Here is a 21,285-nt window from a genome sequence, read left to right on the forward strand (position 1 = left end):
ATCGCCCATGCATCACCCCAGAAGGTCGCGCGGGTGGCGCGACGGAGATCGATCTTGAACCGAAACGCTTCCCCGAGGCCGGCGCTGCTGGCTGTTCTCGGCATCTCGTGCATTTCCCCGCTGGCCGCAGCCCCCCTCGAACTTGGCGAGCAGGTGGTCACCGCCACCCGCAGCGAGCAGCCCGTGCGCGCCAGCCTGGCCGCCACCACCGTGTTCGACCGCGAGGCCATCGAGCGCAGCCAGGCGAGCTCCGTGCCCGAGCTGCTGCGCAAGGTGCCGGGCGTGACCCTCAGCAACAACGGCGGCCCCGGCAAGAACACCACGCTGTTCATGCGCGGCAGCGAGTCCGACCACGTGCTGGTGCTGATCGACGGCGTCAAGGTCGGCTCCGTCAGCGCCGGGCTCACGGCCTTCCAGGACCTGCCGGTGGAGCTGATCGAGCGCATCGAAGTGGTCCGTGGCCCGCGCTCCAGCCTCTATGGCTCCGAAGCCATTGGCGGGGTGATCCAGATCTTCACCCGCAAGGGGCATGGCGACGGCGCGGCCAAGCCCTGGTTCTCCGCCGGCTACGGCACCCATGACACCTATCAAGGCAGCGCCGGGGTGGCCGGTGGCGACGAGCAGGCCTGGTACAACCTGGGCGTCAGCAGCCAGGACGGCGACGGCATCAACTCCCGCCGCCAGGGCAGCAATTACTACGAGCCCGACGCCGACGGCTACCGCAACCTGTCCGGCACCCTCAACGCCGGTGTGCAACTCGGTGGGCTGACGCTGGATGGCTCGCTGATGCGTGCCAAGGCCCATAACGACTACGACGACATCGACAGCAGTGGCTACCTGCATCCCCTCGGCGGCCATGGCGCCAACGCCGACAACCGCCAGGAAGTGATCGGCGGCCGCGCGCGCTTCAGCCCCCAGGACATCTGGAACATCACCCTGCGGGCCGGTCGCAGCGAGGACAAGTCCACCAGCCACACCGATGGCCTGTTCGATGCCCGCTTCGACTCCAAGCGCGACAGCGCCTCCTGGCTCAACGACCTGACCCTCGCCGAAGGCCACGTGCTGACCCTGGGCTACGACTGGCAGCGTGACCAGGTCAGCAGCTCCACGGCCTTCGAGCAGGACTCGCGCCGCAACCAGGGCTGGTTCGCCCAGTACCTGGGTCAAGCCGGCCAGCAGGACTGGCAGCTGTCGCTACGCCGTGACGACAACGAGCAGTTCGGCACCCACGACACCGGCAGCGCCGCCTGGGGCTACGCGTTCACCGATGAATTGCGTTTCAGCCTCAGCTACGGCACCGCCTTCAAGGCGCCCAGCTTCAACGAGTTGTACTACCCCGGCTATGGCAACCCGGGCCTGGACGCGGAAACCTCCGAGAGCTTCGAGGCCGCGCTCACCGGGCAGCACGACTGGGGCCACTGGTCGGTCAACGCCTACCGCACCCATGTCGACGACCTGATCGCCTACGACTCCACCCTCGGCCCGTACGGCGGCCCCAACAACATCGGCAAGGCCCGCATCGACGGCCTCGAACTGGTGCTCGGCAGCCAGTGGCTGGGTTGGGACTGGAACGCCAACGCCACCTTCCTCGACGCCGAGAACCGCGACCACGGCAGCAATGCCGGCAACGAGCTGCCGCGCCGTCCGCAACAGAGCTTCAACCTCGACCTGGACCGGCGCATCGGCCGCTTCGGCCTGGGCGCCACGCTGCACGCCGAAGGCCGCAGCTACGACGACCTGGCCAACCGCAACAAGGTGGCCGGCTACGCCACCCTCGACCTGCGCGGCGAATACTGGCTGAACGAGGAGTGGCGCCTGCAGGCCAAGGTCACCAACCTGCTGGATGCCGACTACGAAACCGCGCTGGACTACAACCAGCCCGGCCAGGCAGTGTTCTTCAGCGTCCGCTACCAAGCCCTCTGACAGGAGCCCCCATGAGCGAATCCATCGAACGCGATGCCCGCCACAAGGCGCGCATGCAGCGCAAGAAAGCCCTGATCGACGAGAAGATCGCCCAGGCCCAGGACGAGTACGGCCTGTTGCTGGTGCACACCGGCAATGGCAAGGGCAAGAGCAGCTCGGCCTTCGGCATGGTCGCCCGCGCCCTCGGGCATGGGGTGAAGGTGGGCGTGGTGCAGTTCATCAAGGGCGGCATGTCCACCGGCGAGGAGGCCTTCTTCCGCCGCTTCCCCGACGAGGTCGCCTACCACGTGATGGGCGAGGGCTACACCTGGGACACCCAGGACCGCCAGCGCGACATCGAGAAGGCGCAGCAGGCCTGGGCCGTCGCGGCGCAGCTGCTCAACGACCCGCAGGTCGGCCTGGTGGTGCTGGACGAGCTGAACATCGCCCTCAAGCACGGCTACCTGGACCTGGAGACCGTGCTCCGCGACATCGAATCGCGCCCCGAGCTGCAGCACGTGGTCGCCACCGGCCGTGGCGCGCCCCAGGGCCTGATCGACGCCGCCGACACCGTCACCGAGATGAGCCTGGTCAAGCACGCCTTCAAGTCCGGGGTGAAGGCGCAGAAAGGGGTGGAATTCTGAGCACCTCCACGCGCCATTGCCCGGCCCTGCTGATCGCCGCGCCGGCGTCCGGCCAGGGCAAGACCACCGTCACCGCCGCCCTGGCGCGCCTGCACACCCGCCAGGGCAAGCGCGTGCGGGTGTTCAAGTGCGGGCCGGACTTCCTCGACCCGATGATCCTCGCCCGTGCCTCCGGCGCGCCGGTCTACCAGCTGGACCTGTGGATGATCGGCGAGGCGGAAAGCCGCCGCCTGCTCTGGGAGGCCGCCGCCGAGGCCGACCTGATCCTCATCGAAGGGGTGATGGGCCTGTTCGACGGCTCGCCCTCGGCCGCCGACCTCGCCCGCTGCTTCGGCGTGCCGGTGATGGCGGTGATCAACGGCGCCGCCATGGCCCAGACCTTCGGTGCCCTGGCCGTGGGCCTGGCCACCTACCAGCCGGGCCTGCCGTTCTCCGGCGTGCTCGGCAACCGCGTCGGCAGCCAGCGTCACAGCGATCTGATCCGCGACAGCCTGCCGGCGTGGCTCCGCTGGTACGGCTCCCTGCCGCGCAGCGCCGAGGTGGAGCTGCCCAGCCGCCACCTGGGGCTGGTGCAGGCCGAGGAGCTGGCCGACCTGGACGCGCGCCTGGACGCCGCCGCCGATGCCCTGGCCGCCAGCGCCTCGGTGGAGCTGCCGCCGGCCGTGGCATTCGAGGCGCCGCATGCCCAAGCGCTGCAACCGCTGCTCGAAGGCGTGCGCATCGGGGTGGCCCGCGACACCTCATTCGCCTTCATCTACCAGGCCAACCTCGACCTGCTGCGTGCCCTCGGTGCCGAACTGCGGTTCTTCTCGCCACTGACCGACACCACCCTGCCCGAGGTGGACAGCCTCTACCTGCCCGGCGGCTACCCCGAGCTGCACCTGGCGCCGCTGGCGGAAAACCGTGCCATGGCCGATGCGATCCGTGCCCACCATGAGGCCGGCAAGCCGACGCTCGCCGAGTGCGGCGGCATGCTCTACCTGCTCGATGCGTTGACCGACGCCGAGGGCGCGCACGCCGAACTGGTCGGCCTGCTGCCCGGCAGTGCGATGATGCAGAAGCGCCTGGTGGCCCTGGCCCTGCAGGAGGTCGAGCTGCCCGGCGGTGCGTTGCGCGGCCACACCTACCACCATTCGCGCCTCGACTCGCCGCTGCAGCCCCTGGCGCGCGGCACCTGCCCGAACGACAAGCCGGTGGCCGAGGCGGTGTTCCGCGTCGGCCGCCTCACCGCGTCCTACATCCACTTCTACCTGCCGTCCAATCCCGCTGCGGCGGCGGAGCTCCTGCGCCCATGACCGACAACGCCTTCAGCTCCGAGGAACGCGCCGCCGTCTACCGCGCCATCGCCGAGCGTCGCGACATGCGCCACTTCAGCGGCGGCGAGGTGGCCCCCGCGCTGCTCGCGCGCTTGCTGGAGGCGGCGCACCAGGCGCCCAGCGTCGGCCTGATGCAGCCCTGGCGCTTCATCCGCATCACCCAGCCGGCGCTGCGCGAGGACATCCACGGCCTGGTGGAGGCCGAGCGGGTGCGCACCGCCGAGGCCCTGGGCGAGCGCTCCGACGAATTCATGCGGCTGAAGGTCGAGGGCATCCGCGACTGCGCCGAGTTGCTGGTCGCCGCGCTGATGGACGGGCGCGAGGCGCATGTCTTCGGCCGACGCACGCTGCCGGAAATGGATATGGCGTCCCTGGCCTGCGCGATTCAGAATCTCTGGCTCGCCGCCCGTGCCGAAGGCCTGGGCCTGGGCTGGGTCTCGCTGTTCGACCCACAGGCCCTGGCCGACCTGCTCGGCATGCCGCCTGGCAGCAAGCCCCTGGCGGTGCTTTGCCTGGGCCCGGTCGAGGCCTTCTACCCGGCGCCGATGCTGGCGCTGGAGGGCTGGGCGCAACCGCGTCCGTTGTCCGAACTGCTGTTCGAGAACCAGTGGGGAAACAAGGAATGAGCCTGGGGATGCTGACATTGGCCGCCGTGGTGCTGGACGCCGTCTTCGGCGAGCCGCGCCGCTGGCACCCGCTGGTGGCCTTCGGTGACTGGGCCAAGCGCCTGGAGCAGCGCTTCAACCCCGGCGGCCGTGGCTGGCGCAGCCATGGCGTCAGCGCCTGGGTGATCGCCGTGCTGCCGCTGACCCTGGCCGCCTGGTGGCTGTCCGAGCTGCCCTGGGTCGGCACCCTGGTGGGCGTGGTCGCGCTCTATGCCGCCATCGGCCTGCGCAGCCTCAACGAACACGCCGAGCCCGTGGCCGTGGCGTTGCAGGGCGGCGATCTGGACGAGGCGCGCCGCCGCGTCGGCTACATGGTCAGCCGCGAGACCCGTGAGCTGGACGAGAGCGCCGTGGCCCGCGCCGCCACCGAATCGGTACTGGAGAACGGCAGCGACGCGGTGTTCGCTGCGCTGTTCTGGTTCGCCGTGGCCGGCGCGCCGGGCGTGGTGCTGTACCGCCTGAGCAACACCCTCGACGCCATGTGGGGCTACCGCAACGCGCGCTTCGAGCGCTTCGGCTGGGCTGCCGCACGCATCGACGATGTCCTCAATTTCATTCCCGCGCGCCTGGTCGCGCTGACCTACGCGCTGCTCGGCAAGACGGCGCTGGCGTTGCACTGCTGGCGCACGCAGGCGCCGCTCTGGGACAGCCCCAACGCCGGCCCGGTGATGGCCGCCGGCGCCGGTGCGCTGGGCGTGCAGCTGGGCGGGCCGGCCATTTACCACGGCGAGCTGCACGAACGCCCGCACCTGGGGCAGGGCGAGCCCGCGCGCGCCGAGGACATCGGCCGCGGCATGGACCTGGTGCGCCAGGGCGTGATGCTCTGGGTGGGCGTTCTGATCATCGGAGGATGGCTCTTTGCTTGAGCATGGAGGCAGGCTGCGCGCCGCCGCGCAGCGTTATCGCATTCCCGAGGCGGACTGGCTCGACTTGTCCACCGGTATCGCCCCCTATGGCTGGGCCCTGCCTGATGTGCCCGCTGCGGCCTGGGCGCGCCTGCCCGAGCGCGACGACGGCCTGGAAGAGGCCGCGCGCCAGTACTACCGCGCCCCGTCATTGCTGCCGGTGGCCGGCTCCCAGGCCGCCATCCAGGCGTTGCCACGCCTGCGTCGCACTTCCCAGGTGGGCATCCTCTCGCCTTGCTATGCCGAGCATGCCGCCGCCTGGCGCCGGGTCGGCCATCGCCTGGAAGAGATCAGCGAGGCCGGTGCGCGCCGGGCCATCGACCGCCTCGATGTGCTGGTGGTGGTCAACCCCAACAACCCCACCGGCCAGCGTTACTCCCCGGAGCTGCTGCTGGACTGGCATGCGCGCCTGGCCGAGCGGGGCGGCTGGCTGGTGGTGGACGAAGCCTTCATGGACTGCACCGGCGACCAGAGCCTGGCGCGGGTCAGCCACCTGCCCGGGCTCATCGTGCTGCGGTCCTTCGGCAAGTTCTTCGGCCTCGCCGGGTTGCGCCTGGGCTTTGCCTGCGCGGCCCCCGAGCTGCTCGATGAGATGGAAGAGCTGCTTGGCCCCTGGGCGGTCAGCGGCCCCGCGCGGGCCATCGCCAAGGGCCTGCTGCAGGACATCGACGGCCAGGCCCGGCAGCGCGAGCGCCTGCTGCTGGACGGCCAGCGCCTGGCCCGCCTGCTCGGCAGCCATGGCCTGCAACCCACCGGCGGCTGCGCGCTGTTCCAGTGGGTGGCCATGCCCCATGCCGGGGTGGTGCACGACTACCTCGCCGCCCACGGCATCCTCACCCGCCTGTTCCTCACCCCGTCGAGCCTGCGTTTCGGCCTGCCGCCCGACGAGGCCGGCTGGCAGCGCCTGGACACCGTGCTGAGCGGCTTCGCCCGGGAGCTCGCATGACCACGCTGATGGTGCAGGGCACCACCTCCGATGCGGGCAAGAGCACCCTGGTGACCGCGCTGTGCCGCTGGCTCAAGCGCCAGGGCGTGGCGGTGGTGCCGTTCAAGCCGCAGAACATGGCGCTCAACAGCGCGGTGACCGCCGACGGCGGCGAGATCGGCCGCGCCCAGGCGGTGCAGGCCCAGGCCTGCGGGCTGGCGCCGCACACCGACATGAACCCGGTGCTGCTCAAGCCCAATACCGACATCGGCGCCCAGGTGATCATCCACGGCCGCGCCGTCACCTCGATGAACGCCGTCGCCTACCACGACTACAAGAGGGTCGCCATGCAGGCGGTGCTGGCCTCCCACCAGCGCCTGGAGGCCGGCTACCAGGTGGTGATGGTGGAAGGGGCGGGCTCGCCGGCGGAGATCAACCTGCGCGCCAACGACATCGCCAACATGGGCTTCGCCGAGGCGGTGGACTGCCCGGTGATCCTCATCGCCGACATCGATCGGGGCGGCGTGTTCGCCCATCTGGTGGGCACCCTGGCGTTGCTCTCGGAGAGCGAGCAGGCGCGGGTGAAGGGCTTCGTGATCAACCGCTTCCGCGGCGACATCGCCCTGTTGCAGCCGGGCCTCGACTGGCTGGAGGCGCGTACCGGCAAGCCGGTGATCGGGGTGCTGCCCTACCTCACCGACTTCCACCTGGAGGCCGAGGACGCCATCGACCGCCGCCAGGACGCCAAGCCCCGCGAGGCGCTGAAGGTGGCGGTGCCGGTGCTGCCGCGCATCAGCAACCACACCGATTTCGACCCGCTGCGCCTGCACCCCCAGGTGCAGCTGACCCTGGTCGGCCCGGGGCAGGCGTTGCCGCCGGCGGACCTGGTCATCCTGCCCGGCTCCAAGAGCGTGCGCGCCGACCTGGCCTTCCTCCGCACCCAGGGCTGGGACGCGGCCATCGCCCGCCACCTGCGCTACGGCGGCAAGCTGCTGGGGATCTGCGGCGGCCTGCAGATGCTCGGCGAGCGCATCGACGACCCCCACGGCCTGGAAGGGCCCGCCGGCAGCAGCGCGGGGCTCGGCCTGCTGGCCTTCGACACGGTGCTGGAGCCGGAGAAGCAGCTGCGCAACGTGCGTGGCCGCCTGGGCCTGGAAGGCGCCGCGGTGGCCGGCTATGAAATCCACGCCGGGGTCAGCCGTGGCGCCGCCCTGGAGCGGCCCGCCGTGCAACTGGACGACGGCCGCTGCGACGGCGCCATGAGCGAAGACGGCCAGGTGCTCGGCACCTACCTGCACGGCCTGTTCGAGGGGGCCGAGGCCCGTGACGCGCTGCTGCGCTGGGCCGGCCTCGCCGAGGTGCAGGCCGTGGACTACCCGGCGCTGCGCGAGCGCGACATCGAGCGCCTGGCCGATCAGGTCGAGCGCCACCTGGACACCGACCTGCTGCGCCGCCTCTGCGGCCTGGAGCCCACCCATGGCTGAACTGATCCTCGGCGGCGCCCGTTCGGGCAAGAGCCGCCTGGCCGAACGCCTCGCCGGCGAGTCGGGCCTGGCCGTCACCTATATCGCCACCAGCCAGCCGCTGGACGGCGAGATGAGCGCCCGCGTGGCCAGCCACCGCGCCCGCCGCCCCGACCACTGGGGCCTGGTGGAAGAGCCCGTGGAACTGGCCCGGGTGCTGCGCGAGCACGCGGCCCCCGGCACCTGCCTGCTGGTGGACTGCCTGACCCTGTGGCTGACCAACCTGCTGATGCTGGAGGACGAGGCACGCCTGGTCGCCGAGCGTGACGCCCTGCTGGCCTGCATCGGCGAGCTGCCGGGGCGGGTGCTGCTGGTGAGCAATGAAACCGGCCTCGGGGTCGTGCCCCTGGGCGAACTGACCCGCCGCTACGTCGATGAAGCTGGTTGGCTGCACCAGGCCCTGGCCGAACGCTGCACCCGCGTGACCTTCACCGTCGCCGGCCTGCCCATGCTGTTGAAGGGAGAGCCCCTATGAACACCCTCGCGTGGTGGTTGGCCGAGTGCCAGCCCCAGGACCATGTCGCCCGCACCAAGGCCCAGGCCCGCCAGGACCAGTTGACCAAGCCGCGAGGCGCCCTGGGCCAGCTGGAAGGCCTGGCCATCACCCTCGCTTCGATGCAGGGCAGTGATCGCCCCGAGGTGGCGCGGCCCTGGTTCGCCGTGTTCGCCGGCGACCACGGCGTGGTGGCGGAGGGTGTTTCCGCCTACCCGCAGGCGGTGACCGGCGAGATGCTGCGCAACTTCGTGCGGGGCGGCGCGGCGATCAGCGTGCTCGCCCACAGCCTCGGCGCCACCCTGGAGCTGGTCGACCTGGGCACCGCCGTGCCACTGGAAACGCTGCCCGGCGTGCTGCACCTGGGCCTGGGCGCCGGCACCGCCAACTTCGCCCGCGAGCCGGCGATGAGCGATGCCCAGTGCCTGGCCGCCCTGGAGGCCGGCCGCGCCAGCGCCGTGCGCGCGGTGGAGTCGGGCGCGGACATCTACCTCGGCGGCGAGATGGGCATCGGCAACACCACCGCCGCCAGCGCCCTGGCCTGCGCGCTGCTGGGCACCCCGGCGGCGCAACTGGTCGGCCCCGGCACCGGGCTGGACGACAAGGGCGTGCAGCACAAGGCCGAGGTGATCGAGCGCGCCCTGGCCCTGCACAGCCCCCATTGCCATGGCCCGCTGGAAAGCCTGCGCCGCCTCGGCGGCTTCGAGGTCGCGGCCCTGGCCGGTGCCTACCTCGGCTGCGCCCAGCGCGGCATCCCGGTGCTGGTGGATGGCTTCATCTGCAGCGTGGCTGCCTTGTGCGCCGTGCGCATGAACCCTGCCTGCCGCGACTGGCTGCTGTTCTCCCACCGCTCCGCCGAGCCGGGCCACCAGGCCGTGCTGGCGGAGCTGCAGGCGCAAACCCTGCTCGACCTCGGCCTGCGCCTGGGCGAGGGCAGCGGCGCCGCCATCGCCTTGCCGCTCCTGCGCCTGGCCTGTGACCTGCACAACGGCATGGCCACCTTCGCCGAAGCCGCCGTTTCGGATCGCCCGGCATGAGCCTGGTCATCGACCTGCTGCGCCACGGCGAGACCGAACTGGGCGCGGGTTTTCGCGGCAGCCTGGACGACGCCCTGACCGAAACCGGCTGGGCGCAGATGCGCGGCGCGGTGGAGGGGGCCGGCCCCTGGGACGCCATCGTCGCCTCGCCACTGCAGCGTTGCGCGCGCTTCGCCGAGGAGCTGGCCGGGCGCCTGGACCTGCCGCTGGGGTTCGACGCCGACCTGCGCGAATTGCATTTCGGTGCCTGGGAAGGCCGCACCGCCGCCCAACTGATGGCCACCGATGAAGCAGGCCTGGGCCTGTTCTGGAACGACCCCTACAGCTTCACCCCGCCCGACGGCGAGACGCTGCTCGACTTCGAGGCCCGTGTGCACGCGGCGGCGGCGCGATTGCAGGCAGGCTTCGCCGGCCAGCGCCTGCTGGTGGTCAGCCACGGCGGGGTGATCCGTCTGCTGCTGGCCCGCGCACGGGGCCTGCCACGGGCCCAGCTGATGCAGGTGGAGGTGCCCCACGCGACCTTGCACCGGATCGTCCTGCCGTGATCCCGCTGCTGATCGCCCTGCAGTTCCTCACCCGCCTGCCGGTGCGCCTGCCGGGCATGCCCGAGCCGCAGCAGATCGGTCGCTCACTGCTGTTCTACCCGCTGGTGGGGTTGCTGCTGGGCCTGGCGCTGCTGGCGCTGGAGTGGCTGCTGGGCGATACCTCGGTGCTGCTCAAGGCTGTGCTGCTGCTCGCCGCCTGGGTGGCGCTGAGCGGTGGCCTGCACCTGGATGGCCTGGCCGATACGGCGGACGCCTGGGTGGGCGGCTACGGCGACCGCGAGCGCACCCTGACCATCATGAAGGACCCGCGCAGCGGCCCCATCGCCGTGGTCGTATTGGTGCTGGTTCTGCTGCTGAAGTTTTCTGCCCTGGTCGCCCTGCTGGAGCAGGGCCCCATCGCCGCGTTGCTGCTGGCGCCCTGGCTGGCGCGGGGGCTGCTGCCGCTGCTGTTCATGACCACGCCTTACGTTCGTGCCGGTGGGCTGGGGCAGGCCCTGGCGGAGCACCTGCCACGCCGTGAGCTGCCCTGGGTGCTGGGCGCCCATGCGCTGCTGGGGCTGGTGTTCGGCTTTGTGGCGCTGGTCGCGCTGGTGGCGGCGCTGTCGCTGTTCGCCTGGTGGCGACGCGGCCTGCTGCGGCGACTCGGCGGCACCACCGGCGACACGGCCGGGGCGCTGGTGGAGCTGGCCGAGGTGGCCGTGCTGGTGGCGCTGGCGCTGCTGGGGTGAACGCCGGGGTGCAAGGCCCCGGCGCTGTCAGGGCTCAGAAACGCAGCCTGTCGTACCAGTTCTCGTGGACCGCGGTCGGTGCCACTTCCACGCGGAAGCGGCTGGCGTCCTGGGCCTCGCCCCAGAGGAACAGGTGGTCCTTCCAGGCGCCGTCGGGCCAGATCTTCAGGTAGTAGTCGCGCCCGGGCAGCGGGCGTTGCCCGCTGTAGTCGATGAACGCCACCTGGTCGCCATCCTTCAGGCATTGCCCCTGGTCGTTGTCGATCTGCACGCGCAGGTGCCGCGAGGGCTTCCCGGCTGCCGGGTAGTAGCCGTACTTGCCGGCGCCGTGTTCGTACCAGGTGAGGAAGTGGCCCGGGTAGGCGCGGGATTCCAGGGTCACGTAGTCGCCGTTGCGCACGCAGAAGCTGGCGAAGTGGTCCCAGGCATTGAGGCTGAAGGTGCTGGCGTCGTCGCGGCCATTGCCGGTGACGGTGACCCAGTGGGTGGCCTTGGCACCGGTGCGCAGGGCGTTGCCGTTGTCCAGGCTGCGCAGCACCACGCGGGCGTAGCGGTTGTCTGTGGGCTTGTAGGCCTGCTGCGGCGTGCGCTGCGGGTCGGCGTAGGTGAAGGCGGCCACCGGGTAGTGGTCGGAGTAGTCCTGGTAGTGCCAGGTGTTGACCCCGTCGCTGGCGCTCCAGCGCGGAGAGGGGATGTCCAGCGCCTGGTTGTGCCAGTAGGACACCTGGCCATGGCGGCTGGAGACCAGGATGTAGTCGAGGTACTCCGGCGGGTTGGTCGGCGCCTTGCCGGGGCCGTTGTCCTTGTAGGGGTACTGGTAGCCGGTCACGCCGTTGCGCCGGGTGTCCCAGGTGGCGGGGGCGCCGGCGTAGCTGTCCGGTTCGCGCAGCTCCAGCTGGGCCAGCACGCGCGGGTACTCGGCGCTGCCGCGCACGACGTTGAGGTCGCCACCGACGAACAGCACTTCGTTCGCGGGGATGTTCTGCCGGTCGATGAAGGCGCGCATCTCCCTGAACTGGCTTTCCCGTACCGCCTGGCCGCCGTCGGGGCAGGCGGCGTCGGCGGCCTGGGTGTGGGTGGCGATGACGTGGAAGGGGCGCTCGCCGCGCAGCACCTTGACGTAGACGAAGCCCTTGTTGGCCAGGGCGTCGGCGCCACAGGCGTCGCGGTAGAGGTACTGCACCCGGCGCACGATGGGCCAGCGGCTGACGATGGCCACGCCGCCGTCCTCGGGCTTGGCGGCGGGGTTGCCGGTGCTCTCGTCCCAGCCGCTGGTGGCGCGGCCCAGCACCGGCGTCTGGTGCGGATAACGGTCCTTCAGGCCGCTCAGCAGGATGTCGGAGGCGGCGTTGTCGAACAGTTCGTTGAAGATCACCAGGTCGCGGCCTTCCATATAGCCGGCCCGGGTCATCAGGCGCGCGCGCTCCGGGTTGTTCCAGCTGAACGTGAATGGCAGCGGCGTGAGGAAGAAGGCGTTGTGGGTCAGCAGGTTGTAGGCATCGGGCCGGGGTTCGGGTGTGGCAAGGGCCGGGGTGGCGAGCAGGGCGAGCATCGCCCAGGCGATTCGGGTGGTGGTCATCGGCGTGTCCGTGTTGGGGGCTCAGGGCGGCGCGACGCTACCACCGGTGGGCAGAGCGGCTGCGCCCTCATCCATGGGTTCGGCTGTAGGAAACATCAGGTGTATGACGGCGACATTTCCACGGGCCTGCTTTAGCCCAGGCCGTGCCAATCCCGGGCCTCCCAGGGGAGACCCGGTATGGGGCTCAGTCGAAGACGAAGTGCTCCCCCGGCAGGCCCATCACCGAGCCGGTGGGCTTGGTCATGGCGGCGGCGTGGCCTTTGGCGCGGGGCAGCAGGCGGTCAAAGTAGAAGGCGCTGGTGGCCAGCTTGGCGCGGTAGAAGTCCTCGGACTCGGCGCCGCCTTCGCGCAGGCGACGCCGGGCGGCGGCTTCCTGCAGGGCCCAGGCGTAGGCGAGGGCGGCGTAGCCGGAGTACATGAGGAAGTCGTGGCTGGCGGTGCCCACCAGGTCGCGGTCCTTGCGGGCGCGCAGGGCGATGCGCAGGGTCAGGACGTTCCACTGGCCGGCGAGCTTGAGCAGGGTCAGTGCGCGGCCGCGCATGGCCGGCTCGGTCTTCAGCAGGTCGAGGGCCAGGCGCGCCACCTGGCCGCTGAAGTCGCGCACGGCCTTGCCCTGGGTCATCAGCAGCACCTTGCGGCCGAGCAGGTCGAGGGCCTGGATGCCGGTGGTGCCTTCGTAGAGGGTGGCGATGCGCGCGTCGCGGACGATCTGCTCCATGCCGTGCTCGCGGATGTAGCCATGGCCGCCGAACACTTGCATGCCGAGGTTGGCGCTCTCCAGGCCCAGTTCGGTGAGGCACCCCTTCAGGATGGGGGTGAGGAAGCCGAGCTTGTCGTCCCAGTGCTCGTACTTGGCGGTGTCGTTCTGCAGGATGCCTTCGATCATGCGGTCGGCGTACTGGGTAGCCAGGTAGACCAGGGCGCGGCCGCCCTCGGCCACGGCCTTCTGGGTCAGCAGCATGCGGCGCACGTCGCCGTGGTGCATCAGCACGTCGGCCACCTCGCCCGGCTCCTTGGTGCCGGAGAGGGCGCGCATGGAGCGGCGCTCGCGGGCATAGGCGAGGGCGCCCTGGTAGGCCAGTTCGGCGGTGGCGACGCCCTGGATGGCGGTGCCGATGCGGGCGCTGTTCATGAAGGTGAACATGCATTCCAGGCCCTTGTTCGGCGGGCCGATGAGGTAGCCGGTGGCGCCGTCGAAGTTCATCACGCAGGTGGCCGAGGCCTTGATGCCCATCTTCTTCTCCAGTGCGCCGCAGCTGACGCCGTTGCGCGGGCCGAGGCCGCCGTCAGCGTCGGGAAGGAACTTGGGCACGATGAACAGGGAGATGCCGCGGGTGCCCTTGGGGGCGTCGGGCAGGCGGGCGAGGACGATGTGGATGATGTTCTCGGTGAGGTCGTGCTCGCCCGAGGAGATGAAGATCTTGGTGCCGGTGAGGGCGTAGCTGCCGTCGGCGTTGGCTTCGGCGCGGGTCTTCACCTGGCCCAGGTCGGTGCCGCACTGGGGCTCGGTGAGGCACATGGTGCCGGCCCAGCGGCCTTCGGTGAGGGGTGTCAGGTAGGTGCGTTTCTGCTCCTCGGTGCCGTGCTGCATGAGGGTGTTCATGGCGCCGAGCGACAGGCCCGGGTACATGGAGAAGGGCCAGTTGGCGGTGCCGAGCATTTCCTGCTTGAGGGCGCCGAGGCTCATGGGCAGGCCCTGCCCGCCGTATTCCACCGGGTGCGAGAGGCCTTGCCAGCCACCGGCGACGTAGGCGTCGTAGGCTTCCTTGTAGCCCTTGGGCGTGCGTACCTCGCCGTTCTCCAGGTGGCAGCCTTCCTCGTCGCCTGAGTGGTAGAGCGGGGCGATGACTTCCTCGCAGAGCTTCGCGCACTCGCCGAGGATGGCCTCGACCATGTCCGGCGTGGCCTCGCCGCCATTGGCCAAAGCCTGGTAGTGGGCGGGGAAGTCGAAGACCTCGTTGAGCAGGAAGCGGGTGTCGCGCAGGGGCGCCTTGTAGCTGGGCATCGGTGAACCTCGGAACGCAGGTGGCAGACCCGCCGATTTATACGGCGCCCTTGCCGGCGCGGCCTTGGCAGCGATAACGGAGGCCTCTGGCAGTTCGGACAATGCCGCGCCGATCCCCTATTGCCATTGACGCCGGATTGATGCGGGTATATACACGCATCCATGATCACGACCCGATGCCTGTGCACGCGACTGCGTCGCGCCAGCCGCAACCTGACCCGCATCTACGACGACGCCCTGGAGAGCGTCGGGATCAACGTCGCCCAGTATTCGCTGCTGAACAACCTGCAGCGCCTCGACCAGCCGAGCATCACCGAGCTGGCCGAGGCGCTGGGGCTGGATCGCAGCACCCTCGGGCGCAACCTGCGGGTGCTGGAGGGCAGGGGCCTGGTGCGCATGGGCGAGGGCGAGGACCAGCGCAACCGGCTGGTGGCCCTGACTGCCGAAGGCCAGGGCTGCGTCGCGGCGGCGTTGCAGGCCTGGGAGGGCGTGCAGGCGCGGATGACCGAGCGCCTGGGCGATGAGCGACGCGACGCGCTGATGGCGCTCCTGGGCGAACTGGAAACCCTGGACTGATTTTTTCGCGATAACGCGGGTATATACCCGCAGAGGACCTTCTATGACTTCCGTATGGCGCACGAGTGGCTGGATTCTCCTGGGGGCGTCACTGATCCTCGCCCTGTCCCTGGGCATCCGCCACGGCTTCGGCCTGTTCCTGGCCCCGATGAGTGCCGAGTTCGGCTGGGGGCGCGAGGTGTTCGCCTTCGCCATCGCCCTGCAGAACCTGATCTGGGGCCTGGCCCAACCGGTGACCGGTGCCATCGCCGACCGCTTCGGGGCGATGAAGACGGTGATCATCGGCGGTGTGCTCTACGCCGTCGGGCTGGTGCTGATGGGCTACTCCCACTCGCCGCTGGGGCTGTCGCTGAGCGCGGGCCTGCTGATCGGCATCGGTCTGTCGGGCACCTCGTTCTCGGTGATCCTCGGGGTGGTCGGCCGCGCGGTGCCGGCGGAGAAGCGCAGCATGGCCATGGGCATCGCCGCGGCTGCCGGCTCCTTCGGTCAGTTCGCCATGCTGCCGGGCACCCTCGGGCTGATCGGCTGGCTGGGCTGGTCCTCGGCGCTGCTGGCGCTGGGGTTGCTGGTGGCGCTGATCGTGCCGCTGGCGGGAATGCTCAAGGACAATCCGCTGCCGGTGGCCGCCCATGAGCAGACCCTGGGCGAGGCGCTGCGCGAGGCGTCCGGCCACTCCGGCTTCTGGCTGCTGGCGCTGGGTTTCTTCGTCTGCGGCTTCCAGGTGGTGTTCATCGGCGTGCACCTGCCGGCCTACCTGGTGGACCAGCACCTGCCGGCCCAGGTGGGCACCACGGTGCTGGCGCTGGTGGGGCTGTTCAACGTGTTCGGCACCTACATCGCCGGCTGGCTCGGCGGGCGCCTGTCCAAGCCGCGCCTGCTCACCGCGCTCTACCTGTTGCGGGCGGTGGTGATCGTCGCCTTCGTCTACTCGCCGTTGAGCATCTGGAGCGCCTACGCCTTCGGCATCGCCATGGGGCTGCTGTGGCTCTCCACGGTGCCGCTGACCAACGGCACCGTGGCCACCCTGTTCGGCGTGCGCAACCTGTCGATGCTCGGTGGTATCGTCTTCCTCTTCCACCAGCTCGGCGCCTTCCTCGGCGGCTGGCTGGGCGGCTACCTCTATGACCACACGGGCAGCTACGACATGGTCTGGCAGATTTCCATCCTCCTCAGCCTGGTGGCGGCGGCGCTGAACTGGCCGGTGCGCGAGCGGCCTGTGGCGCGGCTGCAGGCGCTGGCATGAGCCTGCGCCTGGGGTTGGCCTTCGGTGCCGGGGCGGCGCTGTTGCTGGCGCTCGCCTGGTGGGGCTGGCAGCGCGGTGGCCTGGCGCTGCTGCAGCTGAACATGAGCCTCTGCTGATTGCCGCAGGGGAGCGGTGGGCGTAGCCTTTCGTCATTGCCCCTGCCTCGCGGAGCGTTCGATGAAATCCTTCTATCTATTGCCGTTCCTGGCGCTGGTCGCCGCCCCCGTGCTGGCCGCCGAGTGCCCGCCGTTGCTCCAGCACTCGATGCAGCAGCTGCGCTCGAAGGAAACCATCGACCTCTGCCAGCGTTTCGCCGGCAAGCCGCTGGTGGTGGTCAATACCGCCAGCCACTGCGGTTTCACCCCGCAGTTCAAGGGCCTGGAGGCGCTCTACCAGCGCTACAAGGACGACGGCCTGGAAGTGCTCGGCGTGCCTTCCGACGACTTCAAGCAGGAGGCCGACGACAACGCCGAAACGGCCAAGGTCTGCTACGTGAACTACGGCGTGACCTTCGCCATGACCCAGCCACAACACGTCACCGGGGACGAAGCGACGCCGCTGTACCGCGACCTGATCGCGCAATCCGGGCAGAGCCCGCGCTGGAACTTCTACAAGTACGTGGTGGATCGTCAGGGCAAGGTGATCGCGCATTTCTCCAGCCTCACCAAGCCGGACGACGAGGACCTGGTGAGAGCGGTGGAGCAGGCCCTGGCCAGCAAGCCGCTGTGAGGGACTGCCTGCTCCGGTGAGGCTGTTCGCGGCACCCGGGGCACGCGAAAGTTCCGTGGTGCCGGATAAATATTTCTGAATATTTCGGCTGGTTCCGGTTTCCCGGCCTGGCTCGTGATACCTTCCCGCGCCTTACTTTTTGCCCAACCATGGAGTTACCCATGTCGATCAAGGAACTGATCCTGGCCGGCCTCATCGCCGCTGCCATTCCTTGCGCATTCGCCGCGAAACCCGAAGCCCCCGTCGAAGACACCGCCGCCGCCACCCAGGTGGAAGAGGACGGCGAGGCCACCATCGAGGAAAACGGCGAGTCGATGTCCGAGGAGGAGTTCCTCGCCAGCCTGAACTTCCAGCAGGGCAAGGTGGTGATCGGCGACAACCTCGCCACCCTCGATATTCCCGAGCAGTTCGTCTTCCTCGCCGGCGAGGACGCCGAGCGCGTGCTGACCGACGCCTGGGGCAACCCGCCGGACGAGGTCCTGCCGCTGGGCATGATCCTGCCCAAGGGCATCTCGCCGCTGGCCGATGAGTCCTGGGCGGTGACGGTGGAGTACGAGGAGAACGGCTATGTCTCCGACGAAGACGCCGCCGATATCGACTACGCCGAAATGCTCGACGACATGAAGGAAGAAGCGAAGGCCGATAACAAGTGGCGCGCCGAGAACGGCTACGAGGCCGTCGAGCTGATCGGCTGGGCCGCCCAGCCGCGCTATGACGCCGACGGCCGCAAGCTGCACTGGGCCAAGGAGCTGAAGTTCGGCGACGCCGAGACCCACACCCTGAACTACAACATCCGCGTGCTGGGCCGCAAGGGCGTGCTGGTGCTGAACTTCATCGCCAACATGGACCAGCTGCCGACCATCGAGCAGAACCTGCCGGCGGTGCTGGCCATGACCGAGTTCAACCCGGGCAACCGCTACGCCGATTTCGACCCCGAGCTGGACAAGGTCGCGGCCTATGGCCTGGGCGCCCTGATCGCCGGCAAGGTCGCCGCCAAGGCCGGCCTGTTCGCCATGCTCCTGGTGCTGCTGAAGAAGTTCTTCTTCGTGCCCCTGGCCATCGGTGCCTGGATCATCAACCGCATCCGCGGCAAGAAGAAGGAAGCACCCGCCGAGGCCCAGCCCCAGCCGACCCCGGAGCCGCAGCCCGTGGTGGTGAGCGAGCCGGCGGCGACGGTGATGGACATGAACAAGGACGACAAGCCCAAGATCGTCGAGTGAATGACGTCCAGTGAATGAAAGAAGCCCGGACCTGTCCGGGCTTTTATTGGGTGGCTTTCAGGGGGCGCGTGCCTGGCGGCTTTCCCGGGCTGGAGCCCGGGCTACAACTGCGGGGTACGGATGGCGGATACGAAAAAGCCCGGACCAGGTCCGGACTTTTCACTTGCCGCGACCCGGGATCAGAAGCGGTAGGTCACCTGCGCGCCCAGGCCATGGGCACTGTTCTTGTAGGTGGAGGTGTAGCGGCCCTTGGTGGCGCTGGTCTGGTTCACTTCGGCATCGTCTTCCTTCAGGTAGGAGTAGGCGACGTCGACGGTCCAGTCGTCGCTCGGGCTCCAGGCGGCGCCCAGGCTGAGGATCTTGCGGTCGTCGGTGGGGATGCGCGGCGAGCGGTGCTCGTTGCGGGTCGGGGTCTGGTCGTAGGCCAGGCCGGCGCGCAGGGTCCACTGCGGGTTCAGCTTGTAGGAGGCGCCCACGGCGTAGGACCACACGTCACGCCAGTCCTGTTCCTCGGTGATGGTGCCGATGGGGCCTGCCGAGCCCCCGAGGAGCGCCGGAACCCCCTTGTTGTTGACGGTGATGTCCTTCAGGCGGCTCCAGCGGGTCCAGGTGCTGCCGGCATAGAGGGTCCAGTCGGCGTTCAGGTCATGGGTGACCGAGAAGTCGACGGATTCGGGGGTCTTCAGCTTCAGGGAGGCGTCGTACTCGTTGCCGGAGAAGGGGCCGAAGCCGGTGCCGGAAATCTGGGTATCGCCTTTGAGCTTGTAGTCGACCATCGAGTGGTAGGTCAGGCCGAAGCGGGTGCTGGGGGTGGCTTCGAACAGCACGCCGACGTTGTAGCCCAGTGCGGTGTCGTCGCCCTTGACCTTGACCTTGCCGTCGTTGCGGCCGGGGGTGCCGGCGTTGAGGGTGGCGGAGGTCAGCTCGCCGTCGATGCGGTTGATGGTCGGGCCGAAGCCGACGGAGAGCTGGTCGGTGATCTTGTAGCTGATGGTCGGTTGCAGGGTGATCACGCGGACTTCGCTGCGATCGCCGTAGTAGCGGCCCTGGAAGCCGGACTCGTAGTCGGTGATCAGGCCGAAGGGCACGTACATGCCGAGGCCGAAGGTCCATTTGTCATCGATCGGCTTGACGTAGTAGCCCATGGGTACGCCCATGAAGGGGACCATGTCGCCGTCGTTGCTGCCGCCGAAGGTGCCACTGTGGTCGTCGATATCGGTCCTGGCGTCCAGCAGGGCGAGGCCGCCACTGACCTGCTCGCGCTTGAGGCGCGACATGCCGGCCGGGTTGCCGAAGACGGTGGTGGCGTCGTCGGCGGACGAGGAACGACCTGCAAAGGCGGTGCCCATGCCGCTGACGCTCTGTTCGTTGATGGCGAAGCCACCGGCAAGGCTGTAGCTGGATGCAGCGCTGATGGCGATTGCGAGGCTGGTCTTGAAGACTCTTTTGATCACGGGTGACTCCTGGGGACTTTCAGACAGGTGGCGGAAACTATCAGGATTTCCAGACCCCTGCCAGCTTCGGGGAGTTCCCGTAATAGAGCGCTTTATCGGGCTTTATGGCATCAAAATGCCTGCAACTTCGTTGATCGTGCATATTGCCTTGGACGTTCGTTCCTGACTGGTCGGTCAGTGAGCGGATCGCGCCTACGCCACGTTTGCCGCAGGGCCCACCCAGCGTTGCCAGGCATCCAGGTACTGGTGAGGCGTGCCCTGCGGATTGAACACCTGGCGCCAGATGGCGGCCATGCTGATCCAGTCGTCGGCGGCGGGCATCACCAGCACTTCGGTTTCGATCAGCAGCCAGGCGATGGCGGTGGCGTAGCGCAGGTTCACCGTCAGTTCCAGGTGCGGCGCGGCGAGGAAGGCGTGCTGGCTGGCCAGGCCGCGCACCAGGCTGGCGAGTTCCGGGTCGCGCGCCAGGTGCTGGTCCCAGAGGCAGCGGTGGTGTTCCTCGCTGATGTGATAGAGGCCGTAGCCCGCCTGGTCGCCCAGGGCGCTGCCGAGGGCCGACTGGCAGGCCGCGGCACCCAGCAGCAGGGACTCGGCCATGGGCGAGGGGCGCTGCAGGTAGAGCAGGGTAGGGCGGATGACGTGTTCACAGAGGTCGCTGGCGGCTATTCCCATGGTGCCCTCGCGAGAAAGGTGCCGGCGGGACCGGGGGCGTCTGGCAGCTTCTCGTTCTCGGAAAGGGCCCCGCCGGAAGCGGGGTTAGCCGCTCGTTTTGAAGTGTAGTGCGATGAAATCGTTGTAAAGGCCTGTTTTTAAACTGTTTGAGCCGACGTTGGCTGGCGCATATATCCCAGGGTGATTAAAAAATGATCGATCGCAACCGGCCCGGCATCGCGGATGACGGGCCGGCGTGGCCTTGTGGGCTCAGTCTCCCGTGGCCAGCGGGCGTGCCGGGTCGGTGATCCATTCGCTCCAGGAACCGGCGTAGAGCGGCGCCAGCGGGTAGCCGGCCAGGCTCAGGGCGAACAGGTTGTGGCAGGCGGTGACGCCGGAGCCGCAGTAGGCGACCAGGCCCTCCACCGGCCGCTGGCCGAGGAGGGCGGCGAAGCGCTGGCGCAGGGTCTCGGCGGGGAGGAAGCGGCCGTCGGCGCCGAGGTTGTCGGTGAACACCGCGCACTGGGCGCCGGGGATATGGCCGGCCACCGGGTCGATGGGCTCCACCTCGCCCTTGAAGCGGGGCAGGGCGCGGGCATCGAGCAGTGTCAGGTCGTCGGCGCCCAGGCGGCCCTGCAGTTCGTCGGCGCTGCGCAGCAGGCTGGGGTCGGCTGCGCCGCTGAAGCGGCCACGGGGCACCTGGGGCACGGCGACCTCCAGCGGCAGGCCTTCGTCGCGCCAGGCCTTGAGCCCGCCGTCCAGCAGGTACACGCCCTCGCGCTTGCCCAGCCAGGCCAGCAGCCACCAGGCGCGCGCGGCGAAGGCACCGGGGCCGTCGTCATGGAGCACCAGGGTGCTGTCATTGTCGACGCCCCAGCCGCGCAGGCGCTCCACCAGGCGTTCCGGGGCAGGCAGCGGGTGGCGTCCGGTGACGCCCTTTTGCACCACGCCGGAGAGGTCGTGCTCCAGGTCGGCGAAGCGCGCGCCGGGGATATGCCCTTCGGCATAGCTGCGCTGCCCGTAGGCGGGATCGTCGAGGGCGAAGCGGCAATCCAGCACGATCAGGCCCGGTTCTCCCAGGCGGGCTTCCAGTTGCCGGGGGCTGATCAGTTGCGCGAGGGGCATGGCGGTCTCCTGTGTCCAAT

20 protein-coding genes are annotated in these 21,285 nt (G+C 69.4%); 15 read left to right on the plus strand and 5 right to left on the minus strand.

Annotation, left to right across the window (positions count from 1 at the left end):
* The first annotated feature begins 54 nt into the window (after positions 1–54).
* The 11 genes from btuB to DMX10_RS16440 are packed head-to-tail and all read left to right on the plus strand — an operon-like array spanning position 55 to position 10,683.
* Positions 55–1,923: a TonB-dependent vitamin B12 receptor gene (gene btuB, locus DMX10_RS16390; RefSeq protein ID WP_371921700.1), complete on the plus strand. Its 1,869-nt coding sequence runs from the start codon at positions 55–57 to the stop codon at positions 1,921–1,923.
* Between the two features lie 11 nt (positions 1,924–1,934).
* Entirely contained in the window at positions 1,935–2,546 is a 612-nt protein-coding gene (gene cobO / locus DMX10_RS16395; RefSeq protein ID WP_111262057.1) for a cob(I)yrinic acid a,c-diamide adenosyltransferase, read from the plus strand.
* Positions 2,543–3,841, plus strand: coding sequence for a cobyrinate a,c-diamide synthase (locus DMX10_RS16400; RefSeq protein ID WP_111262108.1), 1,299 nt, complete (start codon positions 2,543–2,545; stop codon positions 3,839–3,841). Before cobO ends, DMX10_RS16400 begins: the two co-directional genes overlap by 4 nt.
* Entirely contained in the window at positions 3,838–4,488 is a 651-nt protein-coding gene (bluB, locus tag DMX10_RS16405; protein WP_111262058.1) for a 5,6-dimethylbenzimidazole synthase, read from the plus strand. The genes DMX10_RS16400 and bluB overlap by 4 nt, the downstream gene beginning before the upstream one ends.
* Positions 4,485–5,393 carry an adenosylcobinamide-phosphate synthase CbiB gene (cbiB, locus tag DMX10_RS16410; RefSeq protein ID WP_111262059.1) on the plus strand — a complete coding sequence of 303 codons (909 nt, stop codon included), beginning with the start codon at positions 4,485–4,487 and terminating at the stop codon, positions 5,391–5,393. The genes bluB and cbiB overlap by 4 nt, the downstream gene beginning before the upstream one ends.
* A complete protein-coding gene (gene cobD / locus DMX10_RS16415; protein ID WP_111262060.1) occupies positions 5,386–6,378 on the plus strand; it encodes a threonine-phosphate decarboxylase CobD in 993 nt (330 codons plus the stop codon). Before cbiB ends, cobD begins: the two co-directional genes overlap by 8 nt.
* A complete protein-coding gene (locus tag DMX10_RS16420; protein ID WP_111262061.1) occupies positions 6,375–7,841 on the plus strand; it encodes a cobyric acid synthase in 1,467 nt (488 codons plus the stop codon). The genes cobD and DMX10_RS16420 overlap by 4 nt, the downstream gene beginning before the upstream one ends.
* On the plus strand, positions 7,834–8,355 hold the full coding sequence (gene cobU / locus DMX10_RS16425; RefSeq protein WP_111262062.1) for a bifunctional adenosylcobinamide kinase/adenosylcobinamide-phosphate guanylyltransferase: 522 nt from the start codon (positions 7,834–7,836) through the stop codon (positions 8,353–8,355). The genes DMX10_RS16420 and cobU overlap by 8 nt, the downstream gene beginning before the upstream one ends.
* The gene (cobT, locus tag DMX10_RS16430; protein ID WP_111262063.1) at positions 8,352–9,410 is read left to right on the plus strand and encodes a nicotinate-nucleotide--dimethylbenzimidazole phosphoribosyltransferase; all 1,059 of its coding nucleotides are present in this window, start codon (positions 8,352–8,354) and stop codon (positions 9,408–9,410) included. Before cobU ends, cobT begins: the two co-directional genes overlap by 4 nt.
* Positions 9,407–9,955 (plus strand): alpha-ribazole phosphatase family protein, encoded by a 549-nt coding sequence (gene cobC, locus DMX10_RS16435; RefSeq protein ID WP_178082965.1) that lies wholly within the window; start codon positions 9,407–9,409, stop codon positions 9,953–9,955. The genes cobT and cobC overlap by 4 nt, the downstream gene beginning before the upstream one ends.
* The gene (locus DMX10_RS16440) at positions 9,952–10,683 is read left to right on the plus strand and encodes an adenosylcobinamide-GDP ribazoletransferase (protein ID WP_111262064.1); all 732 of its coding nucleotides are present in this window, start codon (positions 9,952–9,954) and stop codon (positions 10,681–10,683) included. The genes cobC and DMX10_RS16440 overlap by 4 nt, the downstream gene beginning before the upstream one ends.
* A gap of 34 nt (positions 10,684–10,717) precedes the next feature.
* On the opposite strand, the gene sph is transcribed toward DMX10_RS16440, so the two are convergent.
* Together sph and DMX10_RS16450 are read right to left on the minus strand one after the other, a co-directional pair.
* Positions 10,718–12,262, minus strand: a complete 1,545-nt coding sequence (gene sph / locus DMX10_RS16445; protein ID WP_111262065.1) for a sphingomyelin phosphodiesterase — start codon at positions 12,260–12,262, stop codon at positions 10,718–10,720.
* Positions 12,263–12,446: 184 nt separating this feature from the next.
* Positions 12,447–14,267: an acyl-CoA dehydrogenase C-terminal domain-containing protein gene (locus tag DMX10_RS16450; protein ID WP_111262066.1), complete on the minus strand. Its 1,821-nt coding sequence runs from the start codon at positions 14,265–14,267 to the stop codon at positions 12,447–12,449.
* Between the two features lie 162 nt (positions 14,268–14,429).
* Between DMX10_RS16450 and DMX10_RS16455 the strand changes: the two genes are divergently transcribed.
* The 4 genes from DMX10_RS16455 (at position 14,430) to DMX10_RS16470 (ending at position 18,035) form a co-directional block, all read left to right on the plus strand.
* On the plus strand, positions 14,430–14,843 hold the full coding sequence (locus tag DMX10_RS16455) for a MarR family winged helix-turn-helix transcriptional regulator (protein ID WP_111262067.1): 414 nt from the start codon (positions 14,430–14,432) through the stop codon (positions 14,841–14,843).
* Positions 14,844–14,886: 43 nt separating this feature from the next.
* Positions 14,887–16,086 carry an MFS transporter gene (locus DMX10_RS16460; protein ID WP_111262068.1) on the plus strand — a complete coding sequence of 400 codons (1,200 nt, stop codon included), beginning with the start codon at positions 14,887–14,889 and terminating at the stop codon, positions 16,084–16,086.
* 177 nt (positions 16,087–16,263) lie between these two features.
* The gene (locus DMX10_RS16465; protein ID WP_111262069.1) at positions 16,264–16,815 is read left to right on the plus strand and encodes a glutathione peroxidase; all 552 of its coding nucleotides are present in this window, start codon (positions 16,264–16,266) and stop codon (positions 16,813–16,815) included.
* A gap of 161 nt (positions 16,816–16,976) precedes the next feature.
* Positions 16,977–18,035, plus strand: coding sequence for a DUF2167 domain-containing protein (locus DMX10_RS16470; protein ID WP_111262070.1), 1,059 nt, complete (start codon positions 16,977–16,979; stop codon positions 18,033–18,035).
* 179 nt (positions 18,036–18,214) lie between these two features.
* On the opposite strand, the gene DMX10_RS16475 is transcribed toward DMX10_RS16470, so the two are convergent.
* The 3 genes from DMX10_RS16475 to DMX10_RS16485 all read right to left on the minus strand — a co-directional run bounded on the left by DMX10_RS16475 (position 18,215) and on the right by DMX10_RS16485 (position 21,265).
* On the minus strand, positions 18,215–19,489 hold the full coding sequence (locus DMX10_RS16475; protein WP_111262071.1) for an OmpP1/FadL family transporter: 1,275 nt from the start codon (positions 19,487–19,489) through the stop codon (positions 18,215–18,217).
* A 192-nt stretch (positions 19,490–19,681) separates the two neighbouring features.
* Entirely contained in the window at positions 19,682–20,161 is a 480-nt protein-coding gene (locus DMX10_RS16480) for a hypothetical protein (RefSeq protein WP_111262072.1), read from the minus strand.
* 249 nt (positions 20,162–20,410) lie between these two features.
* Positions 20,411–21,265: a sulfurtransferase gene (locus tag DMX10_RS16485; RefSeq protein ID WP_111262073.1), complete on the minus strand. Its 855-nt coding sequence runs from the start codon at positions 21,263–21,265 to the stop codon at positions 20,411–20,413.
* Positions 21,266–21,285 lie beyond the last annotated feature (20 nt).

The sequence above is a fragment of the Pseudomonas sp. 57B-090624 genome (assembly GCF_003234055.1).
GTDB lineage: Bacteria > Pseudomonadota > Gammaproteobacteria > Pseudomonadales > Pseudomonadaceae > Metapseudomonas > Metapseudomonas tohonis.

Excerpts from the sequence above, each read along its gene's own strand:
- DMX10_RS16485 (WP_111262073.1), bottom strand. The coding sequence starts at position 21,265 with ATGCCCCTCGCGCAACTGATCAGCCCCCGGCAACTGGAAGCCCGCCTG.
- DMX10_RS16470 (WP_111262070.1), top strand. The coding sequence starts at position 16,977 with ATGTCGATCAAGGAACTGATCCTGGCCGGCCTCATCGCCGCTGCCATT.
- DMX10_RS16460 (WP_111262068.1), top strand. The coding sequence starts at position 14,887 with ATGACTTCCGTATGGCGCACGAGTGGCTGGATTCTCCTGGGGGCGTCA.
- DMX10_RS16480 (WP_111262072.1), bottom strand. The coding sequence starts at position 20,161 with ATGGGAATAGCCGCCAGCGACCTCTGTGAACACGTCATCCGCCCTACC.
- cbiB (WP_111262059.1), top strand. The coding sequence starts at position 4,485 with ATGAGCCTGGGGATGCTGACATTGGCCGCCGTGGTGCTGGACGCCGTC.
- DMX10_RS16455 (WP_111262067.1), top strand. The coding sequence starts at position 14,430 with ATGATCACGACCCGATGCCTGTGCACGCGACTGCGTCGCGCCAGCCGC.
- sph (WP_111262065.1), bottom strand. The coding sequence starts at position 12,262 with ATGACCACCACCCGAATCGCCTGGGCGATGCTCGCCCTGCTCGCCACC.
- bluB (WP_111262058.1), top strand. The coding sequence starts at position 3,838 with ATGACCGACAACGCCTTCAGCTCCGAGGAACGCGCCGCCGTCTACCGC.
- cobU (WP_111262062.1), top strand. The coding sequence starts at position 7,834 with ATGGCTGAACTGATCCTCGGCGGCGCCCGTTCGGGCAAGAGCCGCCTG.
- DMX10_RS16450 (WP_111262066.1), bottom strand. The coding sequence starts at position 14,267 with ATGCCCAGCTACAAGGCGCCCCTGCGCGACACCCGCTTCCTGCTCAAC.
- cobC (WP_178082965.1), top strand. The coding sequence starts at position 9,407 with ATGAGCCTGGTCATCGACCTGCTGCGCCACGGCGAGACCGAACTGGGC.
- DMX10_RS16420 (WP_111262061.1), top strand. The coding sequence starts at position 6,375 with ATGACCACGCTGATGGTGCAGGGCACCACCTCCGATGCGGGCAAGAGC.
- cobO (WP_111262057.1), top strand. The coding sequence starts at position 1,935 with ATGAGCGAATCCATCGAACGCGATGCCCGCCACAAGGCGCGCATGCAG.
- cobT (WP_111262063.1), top strand. The coding sequence starts at position 8,352 with ATGAACACCCTCGCGTGGTGGTTGGCCGAGTGCCAGCCCCAGGACCAT.
- DMX10_RS16465 (WP_111262069.1), top strand. The coding sequence starts at position 16,264 with ATGAAATCCTTCTATCTATTGCCGTTCCTGGCGCTGGTCGCCGCCCCC.